The 21411-nt window shown below is 42.4% G+C and carries 14 protein-coding genes; 5 read left to right on the top strand and 9 right to left on the bottom strand.

The features are described 5' to 3' along the window. Positions 1 to 55: 55 nt before the first annotated feature. The 3 genes from BWI44_RS18250 to BWI44_RS18240 all read right to left on the bottom strand — a co-directional run bounded on the left by BWI44_RS18250 (position 56) and on the right by BWI44_RS18240 (position 3346). The gene (locus BWI44_RS18250) at positions 56 to 445 is read right to left on the bottom strand and encodes a GtrA family protein (RefSeq protein WP_138292990.1); all 390 of its coding nucleotides are present in this window, start codon (positions 443 to 445) and stop codon (positions 56 to 58) included. A gap of 17 nt (positions 446 to 462) precedes the next feature. Next, the gene (gene aspS / locus BWI44_RS18245; protein WP_195209395.1) at positions 463 to 2220 is read right to left on the bottom strand and encodes an aspartate--tRNA ligase; all 1758 of its coding nucleotides are present in this window, start codon (positions 2218 to 2220) and stop codon (positions 463 to 465) included. Between the two features lie 94 nt (positions 2221 to 2314). Next, complete coding sequence (locus tag BWI44_RS18240) at positions 2315 to 3346, bottom strand: diacylglycerol/lipid kinase family protein (protein WP_138292992.1); 1032 nt, start codon at positions 3344 to 3346, stop codon at positions 2315 to 2317. A 210-nt stretch (positions 3347 to 3556) separates the two neighbouring features. Between BWI44_RS18240 and spt the strand changes: the two genes are divergently transcribed. From spt to BWI44_RS18215, 5 genes are all read left to right on the top strand, one after another. Then, entirely contained in the window at positions 3557 to 4744 is a 1188-nt protein-coding gene (spt, locus tag BWI44_RS18235; RefSeq protein ID WP_195209396.1) for a serine palmitoyltransferase, read from the top strand. 108 nt (positions 4745 to 4852) lie between these two features. Continuing rightward, positions 4853 to 6004 carry an acyltransferase family protein gene (locus BWI44_RS18230; RefSeq protein ID WP_195209397.1) on the top strand — a complete coding sequence of 384 codons (1152 nt, stop codon included), beginning with the start codon at positions 4853 to 4855 and terminating at the stop codon, positions 6002 to 6004. Between the two features lie 217 nt (positions 6005 to 6221). After that, positions 6222 to 6908 carry a hypothetical protein gene (locus BWI44_RS18225; protein WP_117706308.1) on the top strand — a complete coding sequence of 229 codons (687 nt, stop codon included), beginning with the start codon at positions 6222 to 6224 and terminating at the stop codon, positions 6906 to 6908. 42 nt (positions 6909 to 6950) lie between these two features. Then, on the top strand, positions 6951 to 7955 hold the full coding sequence (locus BWI44_RS18220; RefSeq protein WP_195209398.1) for an aminodeoxychorismate synthase component I: 1005 nt from the start codon (positions 6951 to 6953) through the stop codon (positions 7953 to 7955). Next, on the top strand, positions 7939 to 8538 hold the full coding sequence (locus BWI44_RS18215) for an aminotransferase class IV family protein (protein WP_195209399.1): 600 nt from the start codon (positions 7939 to 7941) through the stop codon (positions 8536 to 8538). Before BWI44_RS18220 ends, BWI44_RS18215 begins: the two co-directional genes overlap by 17 nt. On the opposite strand, the gene BWI44_RS18210 is transcribed toward BWI44_RS18215, so the two are convergent. The 6 genes from BWI44_RS18210 to BWI44_RS18185 form a co-directional block, all read right to left on the bottom strand. Continuing rightward, the gene (locus tag BWI44_RS18210) at positions 8525 to 10852 is read right to left on the bottom strand and encodes an ABC transporter permease (protein WP_195209400.1); all 2328 of its coding nucleotides are present in this window, start codon (positions 10850 to 10852) and stop codon (positions 8525 to 8527) included. The two genes, BWI44_RS18215 and BWI44_RS18210, sit on opposite strands and share 14 nt — an antisense overlap. A gap of 252 nt (positions 10853 to 11104) precedes the next feature. Continuing rightward, the gene (locus BWI44_RS18205) at positions 11105 to 11779 is read right to left on the bottom strand and encodes an ABC transporter ATP-binding protein (protein ID WP_007214190.1); all 675 of its coding nucleotides are present in this window, start codon (positions 11777 to 11779) and stop codon (positions 11105 to 11107) included. A 30-nt stretch (positions 11780 to 11809) separates the two neighbouring features. Further along, a complete protein-coding gene (locus BWI44_RS18200) occupies positions 11810 to 14095 on the bottom strand; it encodes an ABC transporter permease (protein WP_195209401.1) in 2286 nt (761 codons plus the stop codon). A gap of 5 nt (positions 14096 to 14100) precedes the next feature. Next, complete coding sequence (locus BWI44_RS18195) at positions 14101 to 16497, bottom strand: ABC transporter permease (RefSeq protein ID WP_195209402.1); 2397 nt, start codon at positions 16495 to 16497, stop codon at positions 14101 to 14103. Positions 16498 to 16631: 134 nt separating this feature from the next. Beyond that, positions 16632 to 18920 carry an ABC transporter permease gene (locus tag BWI44_RS18190; protein WP_195209403.1) on the bottom strand — a complete coding sequence of 763 codons (2289 nt, stop codon included), beginning with the start codon at positions 18918 to 18920 and terminating at the stop codon, positions 16632 to 16634. A 13-nt stretch (positions 18921 to 18933) separates the two neighbouring features. After that, positions 18934 to 21252 (bottom strand): ABC transporter permease, encoded by a 2319-nt coding sequence (locus tag BWI44_RS18185; protein ID WP_195209404.1) that lies wholly within the window; start codon positions 21250 to 21252, stop codon positions 18934 to 18936. Between the last annotated feature and the right edge of the window lie 159 nt (positions 21253 to 21411).

The raw sequence follows: 21411 nt of genomic DNA, 5'->3' as shown, positions 1-21411 counted from the left end.
CAATTCGATAAAGCGCAATTTGATAAAAGCGCAGCAAACGCAGTTTGATAAAACGTTAACGGAACGTGATTCTCCTGTTCATTATAAAATTCACGCCTCCGTAGATGAACAGTCCCAGGAACTGAGCCAGGTATTCATCACAATTCAGTGCCTCGACCAACACTATCAGAAATAGGAATTGCGCCAGATACGCCATTCCGAAAGCGATAGAAAAGAGCAACACCTGCCTCCAGGTGTTGCTCTTCTTTTCTTTATCATCCAAAGGAAATATCCAGTGCTTGCACCAGATAAAATTATGAGTCTGTGCAATGACGTAAGCAGTTATGTTAGAGAGCATATAGTCGATGTCCAGTTCATCCATCATCAGCCAGATGACTGCTGCTATAATCAGGGCATTCAGCGTACCGATTACTGCAAAACGGAAGATGCGTCTCGATTCTCTCACAACAAACTAACCTACTCTTATTCTTTGATATCTACGATCAGATTCAGTTCGTCCAACTGAGACGGATCAAGTGCCGCAGGAGCATCCAGCATCACGTCGCGTCCACTGTTATTCTTCGGGAATGCGATACAGTCACGAATACTATCCAATCCGGCAAAGAGAGATACCCAACGATCAAGACCATATGCCAGACCGCCATGAGGAGGTGCACCATATTTGAATGCATTCATCAGGAATCCGAATTGTTCTTCTGCTTTTTCAGGAGTGAATCCCAGGATTTCGAACATCTTTGCCTGCAACTTCGGATCGTGGATACGGATTGAACCGCCACCAACTTCCACACCATTGATTACCATATCATAAGCATCGGCACGTACTGCTGCCGGATCAGTGTCCAGTAAGGCTATATCTTCATCCTTCGGATGGGTGAACGGATGGTGCATAGCCATCAAGCGGTTTTCTTGTTCGCTCCATTCAAACATCGGGAAGTCTACCACCCACAGGCATGCGAATGTGTTCTTATCACGCAATCCCAGTTGGCTACCCATTTCCAAGCGAAGCTCGCAAAGCTGCTTGCGTGTCTTCATGGTGTCGTCGCCACTCAAAATCAGAATCAAGTCACCCGGTTTGGCACCGAAAGCTTCTTTCACCTGTTGCAGTACTTCCTGCGTATAGAATTTGTCAACGCTCGATTTTACATTTCCGTCTTCCTCTACACGGGCGTAAACCATACCTTTTGCACCAATCTGCGGTCTCTTCACGAATTCCGTCAGTGCATCCAGTTGTTTGCGGGTGTAGCGTGCGGCACCTTCGGCACAGATACCACCGATATATTCGGCGCTATCAAATACAGAGAAGCCATGACCTTTCAGTATATCCATCAGCTCCACGAACTTCATACCGAAACGCAAGTCGGGTTTGTCGCTACCATAATATTTCATGGCGTCCGCCCATGCCATACGTTGGAACTGACCTTCCAATTCCACACCGCGGATTTCTTTGAACAGATATTTCGTCATACCTTCAAACAGGTTGATGATGTCGTCCTGTTCCACGAAAGACATTTCACAGTCTATCTGAGTAAATTCTGGCTGACGGTCGGCACGAAGGTCCTCGTCACGGAAACACTTGGCAATCTGGAAGTAACGGTCAAAACCGGATACCATCAGCAATTGTTTCAAGGTCTGCGGGCTTTGCGGCAAAGCGTAAAACTGTCCCGGATTCATGCGTGAGGGCACCACGAAGTCGCGTGCGCCTTCCGGAGTAGAGCCTACCAGTACAGGAGTTTCCACTTCGATGAAACCCTGGCTGTCCAGATAGCGGCGTACCTCAATGGTCATTCTATGGCGGAGTTCCAGATTTCTGCGTACCGATGGACGGCGCAAATCCAGATAACGGTATTTCATGCGGATATCGTCGCCACCATCCGTATTATCTTCGATGGTGAACGGAGGTGTCAGGGCTGCATTCAGCACATTCAGTTCCGATACGATGATTTCAATATCTCCGGTCGGGATATTGGCATTCTTGCTGAAGCGTTCGTTCACCGTTCCTGTAATCTGAATGACGAATTCGCGTCCCAGGCGGTTGGCGTTCTCGCAAAGTGCTGCATCCACCTCTTCGTTAAAAACTAACTGGGTGATACCGTAACGGTCGCGGAGGTCAATGAATGTCATGCCTCCCATTTTGCGGCTGCGCTGCACCCAACCTGCCAGCGTTACTTGCTTATTGACATCGGAGATACGAAGTTCTCCGCAGGTGTGTGATCTAAACATCTTGATAATTATAAATTATAAATTGACTGCGCTGTCAGGGCGCATACTTAATTGCTTACGACGTGCAAAAATACAGATTTATTTTATAAAAAACTCAGATTTTCGTTAACTTCTTAATCTGCTCTTTACTCTTATCCAATATCATCTTATTCTTATGCACAATCTCCTCATTGATCTGCTTCAGGCCATTTATATAATCCTGTGCCCGTTGCAATACATTCGAAGAGTCTTTTTCGGCATACCGGGGGATGATTACCTGCAATCCTTCTTTGATTACCTTCACGTCGATGTTTTCTCCCATCATCATCGGGTCCCCGTCAAAGTGCACTACTCCTGGTTTGGTACGGTGGATGCGCAGCGTCTGGCAGCGGAAAGTTTTGATGCGGCTATTTTGGTCTATAGTCTTATTAAACAGTTGGAAAGACAGAGAGGGCACATCCAGCACCGTGAAGGGTTCAAGGATGGTCACGTCCAGTAATCCGTCCGTCAGAGTGGCCTGTGGAGCTATGTACGCATTGTTTCCGTATTGAGAAGCATTACCGCAGGCTATCAGGAAAGCCTTATACTTTAAGGTACCGTCTTCCGTTTCCAGTTCGTAAGTTTCGGGCTGATACTTCAGGCTCTCCAGTAGAGTCTTTTCTAAATAGGTAAGAGGTCCTCTCCTGCCCGCCTTTGCAAACTTCAAGCTGACAAAAGCATCAAAACCCACACCACAGGTACAGAAGAAAGGTACTTCATTGATTTTTCCGTAATCAATGACGTCTATAATTCCTTCGTTGATAATTTCTATCGCCTTTTTAGGCTCCATCGAAATTTGCAGGTGGCGTGCAAGTCCGTTTCCCGAGCCACACGGAATGATGCCCAATGCAGTTTTTGTATGCACCAGCGAACGGGCTATTTCGTTGATCGTACCGTCACCGCCAATAGCCACTACAGCATGCACATTTTCCTTTGCTTTTTGTGCAGCAATTTCAACAGCATGTCCGGCATATTCGGTATAGATTACCTCTTGAACATACTTTGCCTTATCCAGCTTTTCATCGAGCAAATGGAGGATTTGCTCTTTGCTCTGCGTACCGGATTTCGGATTTATAATGAATGATATTTTCTTTTTTTCTTCGTCCATGCAAGGGGTGTTTCACTATGCAATTTTATAAATGGCAAAAGTAATACAAATACTTGAATTTTTAACCATAGAGTGAGCTTTAATCCATAGGCAAATATATTTTTTAGTAAAAAAAGAACAGATAAGCACATATTTTGCTATCTTTGCCCCCTGTTTTCAAAAGGCTTGTAACTAAGAGTTAAATATTTCATATTATATAATAAACATTTCATGGGATTACTACAAGACAAATTGGCGAAATACGACCTGCCACAGCAATATATGGCAATGGGCGTATACCCCTATTTCCGCACAATTGACAGCCATCAGGATACTGAGGTGTTGATGGATAGTAAAAAAGTCCTGATGTTCGGTTCGAATGCTTATACGGGACTGACTTACGATAAAAGAATAATAGAAGCCGCAAAAGCTGCCACAGATAAATACGGTACAGGTTGTGCAGGTTCCCGTTTATTAAATGGAACTCTTGATATACACGTAGAGTTGGAAAAAGAACTGGCTGAGTTTGTCGGAAAAGACGATGCACTCTGTTTTTCCACCGGATTTACTGTAAATGAGGGTGTTATTCCGCAATTGACGGGACGTAACGATTACATTATCTGTGACGATCGCGTGCATGCTTCCATCGTAGATGGCCGCCGCCTCTCCTTCTCAACTCAATTGAAGTACAAACATAACGATATGGCCGATCTGGAAAAAGAACTCCAGAAATGTGAGCCGGATGCTATCAAACTGATCGTGGTGGATAGTGTTTTCTCTATGGAAGGCGACCTTGCCAATCTCCCCGAAATCGTACGTTTGAAGAAGAAATACAATGCCAGCATCATGGTGGACGAAGCACACGGATTGGGTGTATTCGGAAAACAGGGACGTGGTGTTTGCGATCATTTCGGTGTGACAGATGATATCGACCTGATTATGGGTACGTTCAGCAAGTCACTGGCTTCTATCGGTGGTTTCGTTGCCGGAGATGCTTCGGTAATCAACTGGTTGCGCCACAATGCCCGTTCTTATATATTCCAGGCAAGTAACACGCCTGCTGCTACGGCTGCTGCCCGTGAAGCTCTTCACATCATTATGAACGAACCGGAACGTCAGCAACGTTTGTGGGACATCACCAACTATGCATTGAAGAAATTCCGTGATGCCGGTTTCGAAATCGGTGAAACTGAATCTCCTATCATTCCATTGTATGTGCGTGATGCGGAAAAAACATTTATCGTAACTAAGATGGCGTTTGACGAAGGCATCTTCATCAATCCGGTTATTCCGCCCGCTTGTGCACCGCAAGATACGCTGGTACGCGTAGCATTGATGGCTACTCACACCAAAGAGCAGGTAGACTATGCTGTCGAGAAGTTGACGAAATGTTTCCGTGAACTCGGAGTGATTGAATAAGGATTTTCCTGAAATCAGATAAAATGAAAAGAGACTGTCTTTATAAAGGCGGTCTTTTTTTTGTGTATCTTTGCCATCTGAAAATATTAACTTAATACTAAGACACAAATGTCTAATACCCCCTCAGCAGCATTTCCGGATACCAAGGCGCATTACGATCTTCTGGACGGACTTCGTGGTGTAGCGGCTCTTATGGTAATATGGTATCATATATTCGAAGGCTATGCTTTTGCAAGCGATACTATGATTACAACGTTCAATCATGGATATTTGGCCGTGGATTTTTTCTTTATCCTTTCAGGTTTCGTTATCGGCTATGCCTATGACGACCGTTGGGGTAAGAGTCTCACAATAAAAGATTTCTTTAAGCGCCGTTTGATACGTCTTCATCCTATGGTGATAATGGGGGCTGTTCTGGGTGCTATTACATACTGTATTCAGGGTTCTGTGCAATGGGATGGAACGCATATCGGCATCTCCATGATAATGCTGTCCTTGCTTTGTACGATATTCTTTATTCCCGCAATGCCGGGCGTAGGTTATGAAGTGCGTGGCAACGGTGAGATGTTTCCATTGAACGGGCCTTGCTGGTCATTGTTCTTTGAATATATAGGTAATATTCTTTATGCTTTGTTTATTCGTCGCTTATCTAATAAGGCGCTGACTGTGCTCGTTGTATTGTTGGGAGTGGCATTGGCGCTATTTGCGGTCTTCGATGTTTCCGGTTATGGAAATATAGGTGTAGGATGGACATTAGACGGTGTAAACTTTGGCGGTGGGTTGTTGAGAATGCTGTTCCCGTTTTCTGTGGGGATGCTTATGTCGCGTAACTTTAAGCCTATGAAGGTGAAAGGCGCGTTCTGGATATGTACCATTGTATTGATTGCTTTGTTCTCAGTACCCTATCTGGAAGGTGCGGAGCCGATTTGCACAAATGGCCTTTATGAAGCATTTTGTATTATCGTAGCTTTCCCAGTCCTTGTATGGATAGGAGCATCGGGAACTACTACGGATAAAAAGTCAACTCAATTATGTAAGTTTCTGAGAGATATCTCTTATCCGATTTATGTGATACATTATCCGTTCATGTATCTGTTCTATGCATGGTTGATTAAAAATCAACTCTTTACTTTAGAGCAGACCTGGCAGGTTGTCTTATGTGTTTATGCATGGAATATATTACTGGCCTATTTGTGTTTGAAGTGGTATGACGAACCCATACGAAAATACTTGGCTAAACGTTTCTTGAAGAAAAAATGATAGTTTACAACAGGGTTGAGGGGTGTTTCTGAAAAGAAGCGCCTTTTTCTGATATAATTAAGATTGGGCAAAGACGGATTTCGCAGGATTTCAGCTCTAATTTTAATATTCGGATTCATATTAGTTACAATATTATTTATTTTGTTATCATCTTGCTTTGATATTGAAAGTTTTTTAGTATGTTTGTCGCATTATTAATGAAAAACACGTCTTTTCAATGAAAAAGCAAGATTTCCTGTTTATTATTCTGGTAGTGGTAGTCTTTCTACCCTTCTTTTTGAGTGACGCGGTTTATGACTGGTATAAGTCGTTCAATGCTGAACACGGCATGGTGATGAGCTTTCTGAAGTTTGCCATTCTGTCTTCGTTGGGCGAAGTGCTGGGATTACGAATCAGTGCGGGAGTGTACAACCGGAAGGGTTTCGGCATTATTCCGCGCATGGTGGTATGGGGCATACTCGGTATGGGTATCAATGCCGCTATGATTATCTTTTCAAAAGGTGTGCCGCAGTTCATGGAGTATATGGGAATGGCAAATGCTGCCGCAACGTTTACAAGTGAAGCGATATCTCTCGATAAGGTGCTGGTGGCGCTGGCCATATCGGTAACGATGAACACAATCTTTGCTCCGGTATTCATGACTTTCCATAAAATAACAGATACGCATATTTTGATGTGCGGCGGTTCTATTAAGAGTCTTGTCACTCCTATTCCGATGACAAAAATCATTACCGGACTGAACTGGAACGTTCAATGGAACTTTGTCTTTAAGAAGACAATCCCGTTCTTCTGGTATCCTGCACACACCATTACTTTCATGCTTCCGCCGGATATGCGCGTGTTGTTTGCGGCATTGCTGGGCATTGTGCTGGGAGTATTGCTGGCAGTGGCGGCACGGAAATAGTTTTTTTATTACCTTTGCTTCCTGCTAAACGAAAATAGATGTATGAAACTATATAGTAAGCAGGAAGCAATCGCACGTATGAATATGCTGGCAGGCTGTTCAAAGTCGTTTGTCTTTTTGATTGATTATTCGCAGGAACAGGTTTATATGGAAGAGACGGCAGAGGTCTCACCGGAGGAGTTGATATATAACCTGAATGGATTTACGAATGAAGCAGTTGCCGGTTTAACGGATGAATTGCTTCCGGAGAGTTTGCCGGAACAGATAGAATGGATCTCACAGCCTGTTTCTTTTCAGGAATACAGTCGTGCTTTCGAACATGTGAAAAAGAATATTCTTGCCGGAAACAGCTTTCTTACGAATTTAACTTGCCGGACTCCGGTACAAACCAATCTGACTTTAAAGGATATATATTGTAACTCCCGTGCTTTATATAAAGTATGGGTAAAGAATCGTTTTGTAGTTTTCTCTCCCGAGATTTTTGTTCGGATAAAGAAAGGTATTATCAGCTCTTATCCCATGAAAGGTACGATAGACGCTACCCTGCCCGATGCCGTACAAACCTTGATGAGCGACGGGAAAGAAGCGGCGGAACATGCTACGATTGTGGATCTGATCAGGAATGATCTGAGTATTGTGGCATCTCATGTCCGGGTGGAGCGTTATCGCTATATAGATGTGTTGCAGACAAATCGTGGACCGATACTGCAGACCAGTTCGGAAATATGCGGTGAACTTCCAGAAGATTACAAACGGCAGTTAGGTGATATTCTTTTCAGTATGTTGCCTGCCGGTTCTATCACCGGTGCACCCAAAAAGAAGACGATGCAGATTATTCGTGAGGCTGAAGGATATGAACGGGGATTCTATACGGGAATAACCGGATATTTCGATGGAGACGATATGGATAGTGCCGTGATGATACGTTTTGTGGAGCAAGAGGCGGACGGAATGTATTTTAAAAGCGGTGGTGGCATTACTTTCAAGAGTGACGCCCGCAGTGAATATGAAGAAATGAAACAGAAAATATATGTGCCTATTTATTGAAACGATACAAGTACGTGACGGTAAGTTGCAGAACCTTGCCCATCATAACCGTAGGATGAATGAGACGAGACAGGCGGTTTTCGGAATGACGGATCAACTGGATATTCTGGATTATACAGGGGATTGCCCTGAAAGCGGTTTTTATAAATGCCGGGTAGTTTATGGCAGAGAAGTATGTGAAGTGGCATTTTCCGCTTATACAATGAGAACTGTACGTTCACTCCGGTTGGTCGGTTCGGATACGATTGATTATCGCTACAAAAGTACGGACCGGAAGGAACTGGAAGTATTGTATGCCCTGCGTGGCAATCAGGATGATGTATTGATTATCAGAAATAATCTTTTGACGGATACTTCCATTGCTAATGTGGCGTTAGAAAAAGAGGGAGTCTGGTATACACCGAGGACTCCCCTATTGAAAGGCACAAAACGTGCGTTGCTGTTGGAACAGGGAGTACTGACGGAATGTGATATTCCGTCAGATGAGATTTCTTCCTATTTACACATCGCTTTATTTAATGCGATGATTGATTTTCAGTCTCTGGTTCTGGAGATTAACCGGGATACGGTTATTCGTACTTGATACTATCTACCGGATTATTTCTTGCTGCCCGATAACTGTTCAGGCATACTGTGAGCAGGGTGATGCAGACAGTGAAGAACAATGGAAGCAGGAAATGAAGGATACCAATGTGTACATGGTAAGCAAATTGTTGCAGCCAATAATTCATCAGATAGCAGACCAAGGGTACAATGAGTAAAAACGCTATACCTATGTAGTAAAGGAACGGGCGATTGACAAGCCATAATATTTGCCCGAATGATGCACCGTGAATCTTCCGAATTCCTATTTCGCGTATACGTTGCTGGATAGCATAATGGGTGATGCCGAACAATCCGAACAGTGTGAGGAACAAACTGATTGATGCATACATCAGCAGGATGCGGGAAAAGTCGGTGACTTCCTGATTATTGGAGATCAGTACCTGATAAGGGTCTTCATAATTGAATGGAGTACCGGGGTATTTCTTCTCCCATAATCCGCGAAGATGATGGATAACTGCTGTGCGATCTTGTTCGTCAAACCGTAAGGTCAATGTGGTATAGCTATCTTGTGGCATTTCGTGCAGGATCATTCTCAGTGGAAACACATTGTTTGTGAGCGAATATTTCTTGAAATCTTTCATGACACCGATAATAGTACCTTTCTCACTCTTTTCGGGCACGTATTTAGAGATAGGTTGTCCCATCGGGTCTTCTCCTTCGGGCACAAGATAGCGAATGAAGGACTCGTTGATGATGACCGGCACAGAGGTACGGAGTAATAAATGGAATGTTTGTTTGGCATCCAGCAAGTCGAAATCGTATATATTCAGGAAGTCCGGACAGTTTTCATAAAGTTCAAGCATCAGAAGGTCATTCTTCTCACCATTTTGGCGGGGAACGGCCATACTCATGGTATAAAGGCCTGATTGGGAAGATACAACAGACTTCACTCCGGGGATGGATTTAATGTCTTCTATCCAAGTAGATAAAGGGGATTGCCGGGAGTCGCCGATTCCAAACTCAACGATTCCTTTGTAGCGGCTTCCCTCCTGTTTTATCAGGTCCATCTGGCTACGGATTATCATAAAAGCACTTAGCAGTCCGATAGAAATCATGAATTGTAAGGTGACCAGTGCCGCTACAATGCGCTGTTTTTTACGACCTGTAAAGAAGCTGCGGTAACGGCTTTCGGACAAGGTCTGTATCTTCCGGCTCATGTATTCTGCCGGAACAACGGATAGAATGATGACAAACAGCAAGATAACAGGGAATACCTGAACGGAGAAAAGATAGGAGAACGACAGATGCGCGGATATTGCTGCATTGAATACTGCCAACAGGTCGCTCATCAACAGAATGGATAACAAGAATGCTGCAATCACCATCAGGAAAGTATCGGCAAAGAGGTGCCAACGGATTTGACGGTGGCTTGCACCTAAAAGGCTTTCAATGTGCAAGGTGCGTATTTGTTTCAATAAGCGTGAAAAACTGAGGTTGATATAGTTGAAGCAACCTATGAACAAGATTAATAAAGCGGATAGCAGGCCGACGCTTAACAGGGCCTTCTGCCGATGCTCGATACACTGGTTGCTATCTTGTGTGGTAGTGGTAAAATAGGATTCCTGTAAAGTCTGGGTACGATAATACCCTTTGCCTAATAAAGTAGGAAGCTCGGTTGTCTCGAAGCGTTGGCGAAAGGCGTTGAGGTCTGTTCCTTCTTTGAGCAGTATTGAACAGGTAGTTCCTTCCGGACTTTTGAGATGCTTGAGCAAGTCTGCCCGCAACATGCTTTGTGATGGTAGACGGAAGACGGCGGCAATACGGTAGGCACTTTCGCTGGATTGGGGGATCTCCAGCAGCTTGCCGAGACAGTCGGTGGTACCGAAACAACGTTCGGCCAAAGCTTGACTGATGGCAATGGTTCCCGGGTGAGTCAATACTTGTTCTATTTTTCCTGCAAAGGTTTCGATGGGGATAAACTTGGGCAATGCGCTGTCTGCCGATAGCAGGTTCAGTTCGGAATATTCTTGGTCGCCCACACGGATTTTTGTGTGAGTGATGGCTTGTGTGCGTAATGAAGCTTCTATCTCTGGGAATTGTGAGATGATTTCGGGGACAGATTCGTGGTATACGAATGTTCCCTGCATTTCTTGTTGCGCGAAAGGTAGTGTTTGTGTCAGCCGGAGGATGCGGTCACGGTTGGGGTTGTTATATTCGATGTTGTATTCGTATAGGACGAAGGCTGTCAGTAGATTGGTGCAGGCGATACCGATAACCAGACTGACAAGAGAAATAGTGACGAACAATTTATTTCGCCACCAGCTACGCAGGACAAACTTCAGAATGTACATGTTCTTTTAGTGATAATATTAATAGGTTTTAGCTCTATCAGGAAGCCTGAAGAGTTTACATTATATAGTGCCGGGAAACCTGAAAGGGCTCGCATTTACAGTACAGAAGCCTGAAAGGCTTACATCATATAGCGTAGGGCATCGCCCTACGTAATAAGTATTCCCATTTCTGGGCCCTGAAAGGGCGAAATAAAATAGTACATCTCCGATTTCGTCCTTTTAGGGCTTAAGTAAAAATGTGTATAATATGGGTTACAGACTCACCTCTGTCACCACCTGTCCGTCGAACAGATTAATGATACGTCCTGCAAAACCGGCATCGTGCTGCGAGTGGGTTACCATGACGATGGTGGTTCCTTCTTTGTTCAGTTCATTCAGCAGTTCCATCACTTCCTTACCGTTCTTAGAATCCAGATTACCGGTAGGCTCATCGGCAAGGATCAGCTTTGGATTGGCTACTACGGCACGGGCAATGGCAACACGTTGCTGCTGACCACCGGAGAGTTGTTGCGGGAAGTGTTTGCTTCGGTGTGTAATGGCCATGCGTTCCATCGCTGTTTCCACGCGACGTTTGCGTTCGGCGGAAGGAATGCCCATGTAGAGCAACGGTAATTCGATGTTTTCGTATACGTTCAGTTCGTCAATCAGGTTGAAGCTTTGGAATACGAAACCAATGACCCCTTTACGCAGGCTGGTGCGTTGTGCTTCGGTGTATTTGGATACTTCCTTTCCATTGAGGTAGTATTCTCCGCCCGAAGGGTTGTCGAGCAAGCCGAGGATATTCAGCAATGTAGATTTACCGCAACCGGAAGGTCCCATGATTGCGACGAACTCGCCTTCTTTCACTTCGATGTTCACATTGTTCAAAGCCCATGTCTGTACTTCTTCGGTCTTGAAGATTTTTTGCAGGTTTACTGTTTTAATCATAATAGTGATAATTTTAATTAGTAATATTGTTTATTCATTTTTTATTATCTCGGTCGGATTGATATGCATGATCCGGTAAATTTTGTATGCGGTGGTGAGGAATATCATGAAGGCCACACTGAAGAATAACAGAATTCCCCAATCCCAACCCTGTATGCACTTCACTGTGTCTGCGTCTATTGATAGCAGCATCAGTCGTACCAAAGGATAAGCAACCGCAAAAGCCAGCAGGAAAATCACCAGATAAGCCTTACCGAATATACCGGCAATGATCCGTGGGGTAGCTCCGTTGATTTTACGAATGGCTATTTCCTTCTGTCGGCTGACCGTATCCATGGAGATGGCCGAATAGATGCTCAGTACAACCAATAGTATACTTACAACGGCCAGGATTGTCATCGCCACTTGTGTCATATACATTGATCCCATCATGGTATGTTTATTATCGGCCAGGGAACGGACTTCAAGAGGCAAAGTAGTGGGTACGTACTTCCGACAAATATCAGTAATACGGTGGACACTCTTGGCAGCGTTCGCATTCGGTGCCAGTTTGAAATAGAAACATCTGAAGCGATTACCGGGAAAGAATGCCGAGCCAATGGTATTTCCTCCCCGGATTTCTTTATAGAGCGCTTCGAAGGTACCGATGATTCGGTAACTTCGACCTTCAATCTCTACTCTGTCTTGCACGCTGTCCTTATCCAGTTGCAGTCTGAAATCCTCACTGACATAGACGGTGCCTTCCGCTTCTTCACTCACTTCCTTTCCCTGTAACGGGATGTTCAGGAATTTGAAGTAACTCGGAGATCCCTCTGCTATGGCAATCCAGACTTCCGATTGGTCGGCTTTCTTATAGGTGCGCATAAAATGACTTCCACTTCGCAAATCATCTGTCATAGTCAGTGTCTCTATACATTCCGGAAGTGCCCGAATATCAGATAATATGGGATTTAGATTCTGCCACATGCGTTGGGTATTCACTTTTAGGGAAATGATATTCTCTTCTTCCTCGGATGTAAGCGGACTGTATGCCCGACTGAACGTTTCGTGCCACACCATATTGACACCAAGCGTGCTGCCCACAAAGAAAATGGCAATGCCTAACTGCAACCACATCATAATTGAACGGAAAATATGACGGCTACGGTTATTGTTGATTTGGCTGATTATGCTCACTTGCCGTAAACGGCGGATAGGAAACCATATTACGAGCATACATATCATCAGAAGTGCAATATATATATGAAACTGTACAACGTAGATAGATGACAAGGGTAAATCGGGCATATCATGGCTTGGAATGTATATTTCCGCAAGATTTATCATGAGTTCCGTTAGAACCAGAGATAAAAGAAATGCAGTGGACATCATCCAAAATACTTCAGTGAAAAGAAGCAGGAACAGTCCTTTTATCTCGGACCCCATACACTTGCGAAGCGCCACTTCACGCTGACGGTTATAGAACATCTGAATGATGAACTTAAGGAAATTAATCAGCCCTGAAACCAGGATAAGTGAGGCTATGAACAGTATTAGAAACTGCACCATTGTCAGTTCCTTGTCCTGCCTCATACTGAACGCGGCGTAAGGGTGTACGGTGTCCTCATTCCGTTGCCACGTTATGGACTGTAAACTTTTGTTTAGCATTTCCATCGTTGCCTTAGGCGATAGATAGGCTTCTACACTCAAGGCGTCATTAGGCGTGACTTCATAGGAGAAATAACAATCGACTTTGGGGTCTTGCAGTCCGTTATCTTCCACTACATTTACGACTTTAAAGCTCTGTATTGTATTTCCCGCTATACTTTGTGGGTTAGCAAGGCGTATGGTTGTTCCAATAGGATTTGCAGTGCCGTACGCTTTACTTGCAAATTTATTGGATAATACCACTTCATCAGGTGCTTCGGGAAGTCGGCTGCCATGTAGCAATTTTCTGTTGTTATAGGAGAAAAAGTTACTGTTAACCCCTCTATAACCTATCAGAAAAGGTAAATTACGTTGTTCGTTATCAATGACTTCTATTTCCGTTGAATTGTTAAAGGATTGTATGGTCAGGCATTCTAAACCACTGATAGATTGCTCTTCCAGTCGCTTTATTTCATGGGTTCGGAAAAAAGGACTTTGTTTCTGGCTGACTGTTATTCTTATCCGTCGCTCGCTGTCAGGTAAGTTTTCAAGTTTGGTCCATTCCTGCATGAAAAAGCATACAAGGGTATAGCATACGATTCCCACTGCCAGGCAGAGGGCTGAAATGAAACTGTGAGTCTTGTACTTCAGCAGATTTCGTAGAGCAACTTTCAAATAATGTAATATCATTGTTCTTATTCGTTTTTAATAACTTCCGCCGGATTGGTCCTTGCTATCCGCAAGATACGGAAAAGTATTGTAAAGCCTGTAATGAAAGTAACAATCAAGAATATACAGAGCCAGAAAAGCAGACCGCAATCAAAGAATACCGTATACATTTGTCTCCATAACATCAATACAACATATATAAGCGGGAATGCAACGATGGCACTACACAATAACAAGATAATATAAAGACGGGCAAACAACAGGATAATCTGCGGAACATCTGCCCCGTTTACTTTACGGATAGCAACTTCTTTCTGGCGTCGTTCTGTATCAAGCGTGATACTGGAGTACACACCTAACAGTGTGATAATAATGCTGATAACGGCAAAGAACAAAATAATGTCTTTCAGATTGTACTCAAGAGCCTGCGAAACATGGATATCATCTAGGAATGTTTTAGCCTGATAAGTTATATTTTCAGGAAGCATCTCGTGGTAGACTTTCTCAATCCATCGGGCTACTTCCTTTTGCTGGCCCGGATGACTCTTTATGTAACAATGGCCTATATAGACTGAAGGATCATAAGGCAGGAAAGCATATCCACTACTTCGGTTATATACATCGGCCTGAAAAGGTGCAGATATTCCACAGACTGTGTAGTCGGTATTACCGCTATACAAGTTCATACCGATTACATCTTTCTTCTGTATCTGCTGCCAGACATTATCTACCACAATATCTTTTTCCGTTTGAGGAAGTCTTCCTTGTTCTATGGGAATATTCATGAAAGAGAAGAAATTGGCGGGTACAGCCATGACACTAATATCAACCCAGGAGTTCTCATTTCCCTTTTCGGTCGTTAATCCATTGCCCGACATACCTTGCATATAACCGATATCTGATAACAGAATCTCTTTCACTCCGGCATGTTGTTTAAAACGCTCTATCAATGCCAGCTTTTCCTCATTCTTCATAAAGGGATAGTCCAGGGGAATACTAAGAATCTCCGACTTTTCTTTTTGACTTAGTGTATGAAGCAAACTATTGGCTGTTTTTTCTGATTGCAGATATAAAGCGGCTGTCAGCGATACGAATACCCAGCAAATAAAGAACTGGATGCCTAGCATAAAGTTACGTCCCCATTGCTTCGCCCTGCGTTTATTGCTTCCGTAAATGCCTGTTTGTACTGAAATTCTACGGATGCGAATGGAAACAGACATACATATAATGACGCAGAGTATGATAAGAAGAACGATATATTGCAGAGCGTGTATTAAAAGCGTTTCAGTGGTAAAGGTCATTGCAATACCCGGTAAAGAGAAATTCATGTGATTCCCCAATAACTCTATGCCTGATAATACCAGTATAGAAGATATGGATATGACGATCAATGACTGTGTGAACAGCAAGTAGAAAAGTTGTTTCCAGTTGCATCCTATCATTTTCATGATACTGTATTCCTTGGTGCGATTGAAGAAAGAACCGATAAGGAAATGGAAAAAGTTAATCAGTCCTACTAATAATATCAGGGTACCGATAATTCCGGTCACTAATCCCAAATAGGAAGCGCCTTGTTTCTTTAATGTGGCTCCCATGCTATTGGCAGTGACAGTGTAAGCTTCACCATACAAAGTATAGGTATAGTCTCTTTGGAAAAATTGCTTTTCTAAATCGGTACATGTAGTTTGTGGTGATAACAGTACGTAGGTATTTGCTCCCGTCATGTTATGCCGTTTTGGACTTTGTAGAAGTCCTTCACTATCGTTTACGGTCAGCATATCTATGTTTTGCATGAAATCCAAACTATTGTTCAGAGGGATATCTTTCATTACTGCTTGAATGGTATAGACGATACCTCCTGTTTTCGGAGTGCTTTCAGGAGAGGTATTGAGCCTTCTCATGAGGGTCATGTGTTTGCCGATAGCACTTTCTGCATTACCGAATATTTTAATGGCCATAGATTGGCTCAGGATCACGGAGTTAAGAGATTGACTTGCCATTTTCCAGTGTCCTGCTACCATTTCCTGAGTGAAGATTTTATTGTAGCAAGTATCTATTTCAATCGTTTCAAGTTCATAAGGCAGCGTCTTTTCCGGAGATAACTCTACATAATAAGGACGTTCACGAGGATAGGTTACGGATGAAATGGCTTCCGTTTCTCCCAAAGACCATGTGCGCAATTCTTCGGCCAGAGGAACCGGAGAACCGGAAAAATATCTGTCTGCCTTGCCGTCATAGAGGTTTAACTCTGCTATGCGATCGTGATTAGCAAAACAATGGTCTGTGCTTTCTACAAAGCGACTGCAATATATGCAGACACAGAAACAGAGCAAACCTACTGCCAATCCGATGATGGAAATGATGTTTTGTGTCTTATGCTTACACAGGTTTCTGAATGCTATTTTGAGATAATGGAATATCATGGTATATTTATTTTAATAATAGGTTTCAAATCTTATGCCAAACTTGTAATGTATTGTATATTAAATATGTACATGTGAAAATAATATTCAGATAGTGTGCTATACTGCACATAAGCAGTGCGAATACGCACCATTTATTCACTCTTTATCACTTCCGCCGGATTCTGCCGTGCAGCCTGCCATACGCGCCAGCCGATACAAAGAATTATAATAAATGCGGTGCCAATGAATATCACGCAATATATCCATGCGCTTATATTGGTTTGTTCTACGTAATCTTCCAACCAACGTTTCATCAATACGTATCCTAAAGGAAAGGCAAAAATAGAGGCAACGACTAATAAAATCGAATATTCTTTTGCAAACATGTAAAGTATATTTTTCATTGTGGCTCCATTCACCTTACGAACGGCAATTTCTTTGCGACGTTGTTCGCAACTGAGGGTTACAAAAGAAAATATGCCAAAAGCCGATATTAGGATACAAACTGTAGACATAACTCCCAATACCTTTATGAGCGAGTTTTCCGATTGTATCTCTTTTTCATACTCTTCCTCAGCATCAAGCAGGATATAATGTCTGCCCGGTAATTGGAGTTCCATAATGGAATCAACATTTTGTTTAAGTTCTTTCCATTGACCAACTTCGTATTTAACTATAATATCAGTTTCACAACACCAAGGACCTTTGGTGTCGCCGGAGTGAACATTCTGAAGAAACATCATTGAATGTATAGGTACAGTAGGAGCAGTATTATGAAAGTCTTTTACGACACCAATAACTGTATACATGCCTATCTTCATGCCTAACGGATGTTGCACTCCAAGTTTTTTAACCGCTGTTTCGTTAATCAGTATTCTGTCCGTATCATCCTCATTCAGCATTTCTCCCTCCTTTAGTTTTATTCCATAAAAACGTACCAGTTCCAGTGTGTGATACATAATGTTAAATGCAACAGGAGCATCTTCTTCTTTCTTATCATCCCAATAAGAGAAGACTCCTGCAACATTTCCTCTAAAAGGTATGAGGCTACAGGCATTAAGCAAAGTTTCATTTACAAAGGGCATTTTTTTGATTTCATGATTAACTTGTACTAATTCTCCTTCTGATGTATTCCAACAAGTCATGGTTGCAATACCTTTTCTTTCGATGCCAACATCTGTATTTCGTAGAAAATGAGTCTGTTTTATAAGCACAGTTATGCTAAAAATGAAAAGCAAACCGATGCTGAATTGAAGTATAAGGGCGAATTTGCGGAATAAATGCCGATTTCCTTTAATAGTATTTTTATGTTTTAAAATAATAGGAGATGCCATACAAAGAGCCAGGATGCTTATGATTACAAAGTACAGCGAGGCTTCAGTATAAATATTTCCTTCTACCTCCGAATACTCTTTAAAGGCTTCGAAGGAGAGTTCTATAAAAAACATACCCAATAAACCGGAAAACAGCAGGATAAGCAAAAAATCTATAGTCAGCATCAGATACAAATGACTCATAGATGATCCGCAAAACTTCCTAAGATTGATTTCTCTTGCACGTATATGCAGGCGGGAGGCGAATAAGAATAAATAATTAATCAGTGAACAAAAAATAACGAGTCCGCCTATAGCAGCAAATAATTTCAAATAATGAATCTGTATAGCAATATTTTGAGGTCTGTAATGATATTCCATAATAGGAACCATACCGAGATTTTTGCTGATATTCGTTCTACCTTGGTTGTTTTTTATTTCTATTTTAGCTTCTGCTAATTTTCTTTGGAATGCATCCACATTGGTTCCTTTACGTAGCCGAATAAGAGTTGTATAGTTTTCCGTTGTCGGGTCAGTCGTTTGTATGAGATTACCAAGGAAGTCATACGGCAAATTTGTATGTTTGCCAAATCCGGATACAACTGCACAAATAGTTTGCCGTTCATTGACTTTCTTTCCTATTACGGATGTATGTCCGTAAAGTTTTATAGCTGCCTCTTCGGTGATTGCTACTTTATCAGGAAAATATAGAAAATCAACACTACTTCCTTCCTGAATTTTAACATTAAACATTTTTATGAAGGAAGAGTCGATACGGGCAAGGGAGACATCCGGAGCTTGAATACTGTCTATTTGCATTCTGCCATAATCCCATACGCATGATGATTCTATTTCCGGAAAATCCAGTTTCAGTTGCTTGTGTACTGCGTAAGGCAGGCGGGATGAAGCAAAGATTGTATTTTCGTTTTCAACAAGATTTTTTCGGCCGACAAAATATATTCTATCTGCTCCCTCATGGAAATCGTCATACGTCATTTCATAATGTATCCATAAGGTGGCAAGTGCGAAGCAGGTGAAACCTACTGCCAGACCAAGGATACTGATAATACTTTGTGCTTTGTATTTCAGTATATTACGGAATGCTATCTTAAAATAATGTTGTATCATAGTTCGCTTTTTTTTATTCACTCTTAATTACTTCCGCCGGGTTTTGCCGTGCCGCCTGCCACACTCGCCAGCCGATACATGCAAAGATAATTATGGCTATGCCACCGGCTATGACTAAATATATCCAAGCATTAATTGTGGTCTGTTCTATATAGTTTTCAAGCCAGCGTTTCATCAGGACATACCCTATCGGGAATGCGATGGCAGCTGCAATAAGGAGCAGAAGTATGTATTCCTTTATAAACATAATTAGAATATCCCGAATTGTAGCTCCATTCACCTTGCGTACAGCTATCTCTTTGCGTCTTTGCTCGCAACTCAAAGTAATCAGAGAAAAGATACCGAAAGCAGCAATAAGTACACAAACCATGGCAACAAAGCTCAATAACTTTATCAGTGCATCTTCGGACTTGAGATATTCGCCATACTCTTCTTCTGTGTTGTATAATCTATATCTCACTTCCGGATACTCCCGGCTGAATATGCTGTCTATCCGGTTTTTCAGTTCTTTCCATCTGCCATCATGAAACTTGATTAAGATTTGCCCTTTTCCTAAAGAAAATCCTATACCCTTAAGAATATCCACTGCAACCAAAGTATAGGGTTGCACCGGTTCTGTCGGTGCCGTGATGTGGAAGTCTTTAATTATGCCTACAATGGTCCATGTTCTGCCCTTCTGATAAAGTTTCTTACCAATTGGGTCGCTCATTCCAAGTGCTTTTACGGCCGATTCATTAATCATTATGCTATTCGTTTCTGTTGGCTTTACTATCTCCCCTTCCAGCAGTTTCAGATTGTAGAAGGACACTGTCTTTTCACAATTCCACAGACATAGCATATCTATACTTTTCGCCGCATCTTCTTTTCCGTCCCAATTGTCGAAAGTTTGTGAAAAGCCTGATGATTTAGGCAATAGGCAACAATGTCCGGTCACTACCTCCCTTGTACATGAGAATTGCCTGATTTTATCAGCAATGGTTTCAAAATCATTGTCCGGATATAAAAGATTGATGGAAGCTATATTCTTTCTTTCCCATCCTAAATCCACATTCGTAAGAAAATAGATTTGCTTCATCATCACTATTATGCAGAACGTGACAAGAATCCCTATCACCAATTGGAATGCAATACTTACTTTACGGAGTGCGTACTTGTTTCCGCTATTCCGGATGTGCGACCGTCTGATGGCGAATGGTACTAACAGAAGTAAAGACAGTAAAAGGATCCCTGCAAAATAGAGAAGTGATTCTCCATAAATATTTCCGGATACCCCGGACAGTTTCTTAAAGGCGGGTAAAGCCGTCTCAACAAAAGCCATACCCAATACACCGGATAACAATATGATGTATAGGTACTCCACAGAAAGTAGAATAAAGATACCTCCGATGGAGGAACCGCATACTTTGCGCAGTTCTATCTCACGCCCGCGTATCCTCATGCGAGTGATGAACAGAGAGAGATAATTGAACAGGGAACAAAGAATCACCAAACCTCCGGCCACAGAGAATAGTATCAAATAGTAGAATTGGAAAGATGGGTTCCTGTTAACTGATGAATAATGATACTCGTCGAGTGGTATTAGCCGGATACCCTCAAACACTCTGTGGGGATCTCTCGGATCGGCTTTTGTTTCATTTGCAGCAAGTTTCTTCTGAAAGGCTATCGGATCAGTCCCTTTACGTAACTTGATAATGATTTCGAAACTTCCATTATTCCAATCATTCTGCCAGCTGCGAAAGTATTCTCCCTGTCCCCAGTAACCGAATGACAGATTACTGTGATTGAGGCTTGAGAGAATGGCACAAATCGTCAGTGTATCATCATTGTAGTTTTTAACTTCTTTGCCCAGTACATCCGTAGAACCGAACAATCGTATAGCTACATCTTCTGTTAAGGCTATCTTGTCATTGGAATACATAAAATCCCTGCTTCCTGTTAGAATGGATATATTGAACATCTTCATGAAACAGGAGTCTGCCTGTATACTATTGGTTTCTACCGTACAATCATTTGTTTTAAGATCTACTTTTTGTCCCCATCTGGTGTAAGCGCATGCAGCTTCCACCTCAGGAAAATCGTTTTTCAGAACAGTCGATGCCGGGTATGGCATGGAAGTAGAATATCCGTTTACTCCAAATACGCTTTCTTTGCAAAGAATATACATCCGGTCGGCTCCTTCGTGGTAAGCGTCATACGTCATTTCATAATGTATCCACAGGTTGGCAAGGGCGAAACAAGTGAAGCCTACTGCCAGACCAAAGATGCCGATAATACTTTGTGTCTTGTATTTTAGTACATTACGAAATGCTATCTTAAAGTAATGTTGTATCATAGTTTATATTTACTTATCTGTTGTTGATTCTTGATGACTTTTATAGGATTCTTAATACTTAGTTTTCAAATCTTATGCCAAAGATATAACTAATTGTTTATTAGATAGATATTAGCTTTAAGATGTAAATGCAGTGTGCTATACTGCACAAAAATAGTG

Origin of the sequence: Bacteroides sp. Phil13 (assembly GCF_001940965.1) — a bacterium.
Taxonomy (GTDB): Bacteria; Bacteroidota; Bacteroidia; order Bacteroidales; family Bacteroidaceae; genus Bacteroides; species Bacteroides intestinalis.
The sequence above is the reverse complement of the archived record's forward strand: the minus strand, read 5'-3'. Positions and strand labels throughout refer to the sequence as shown.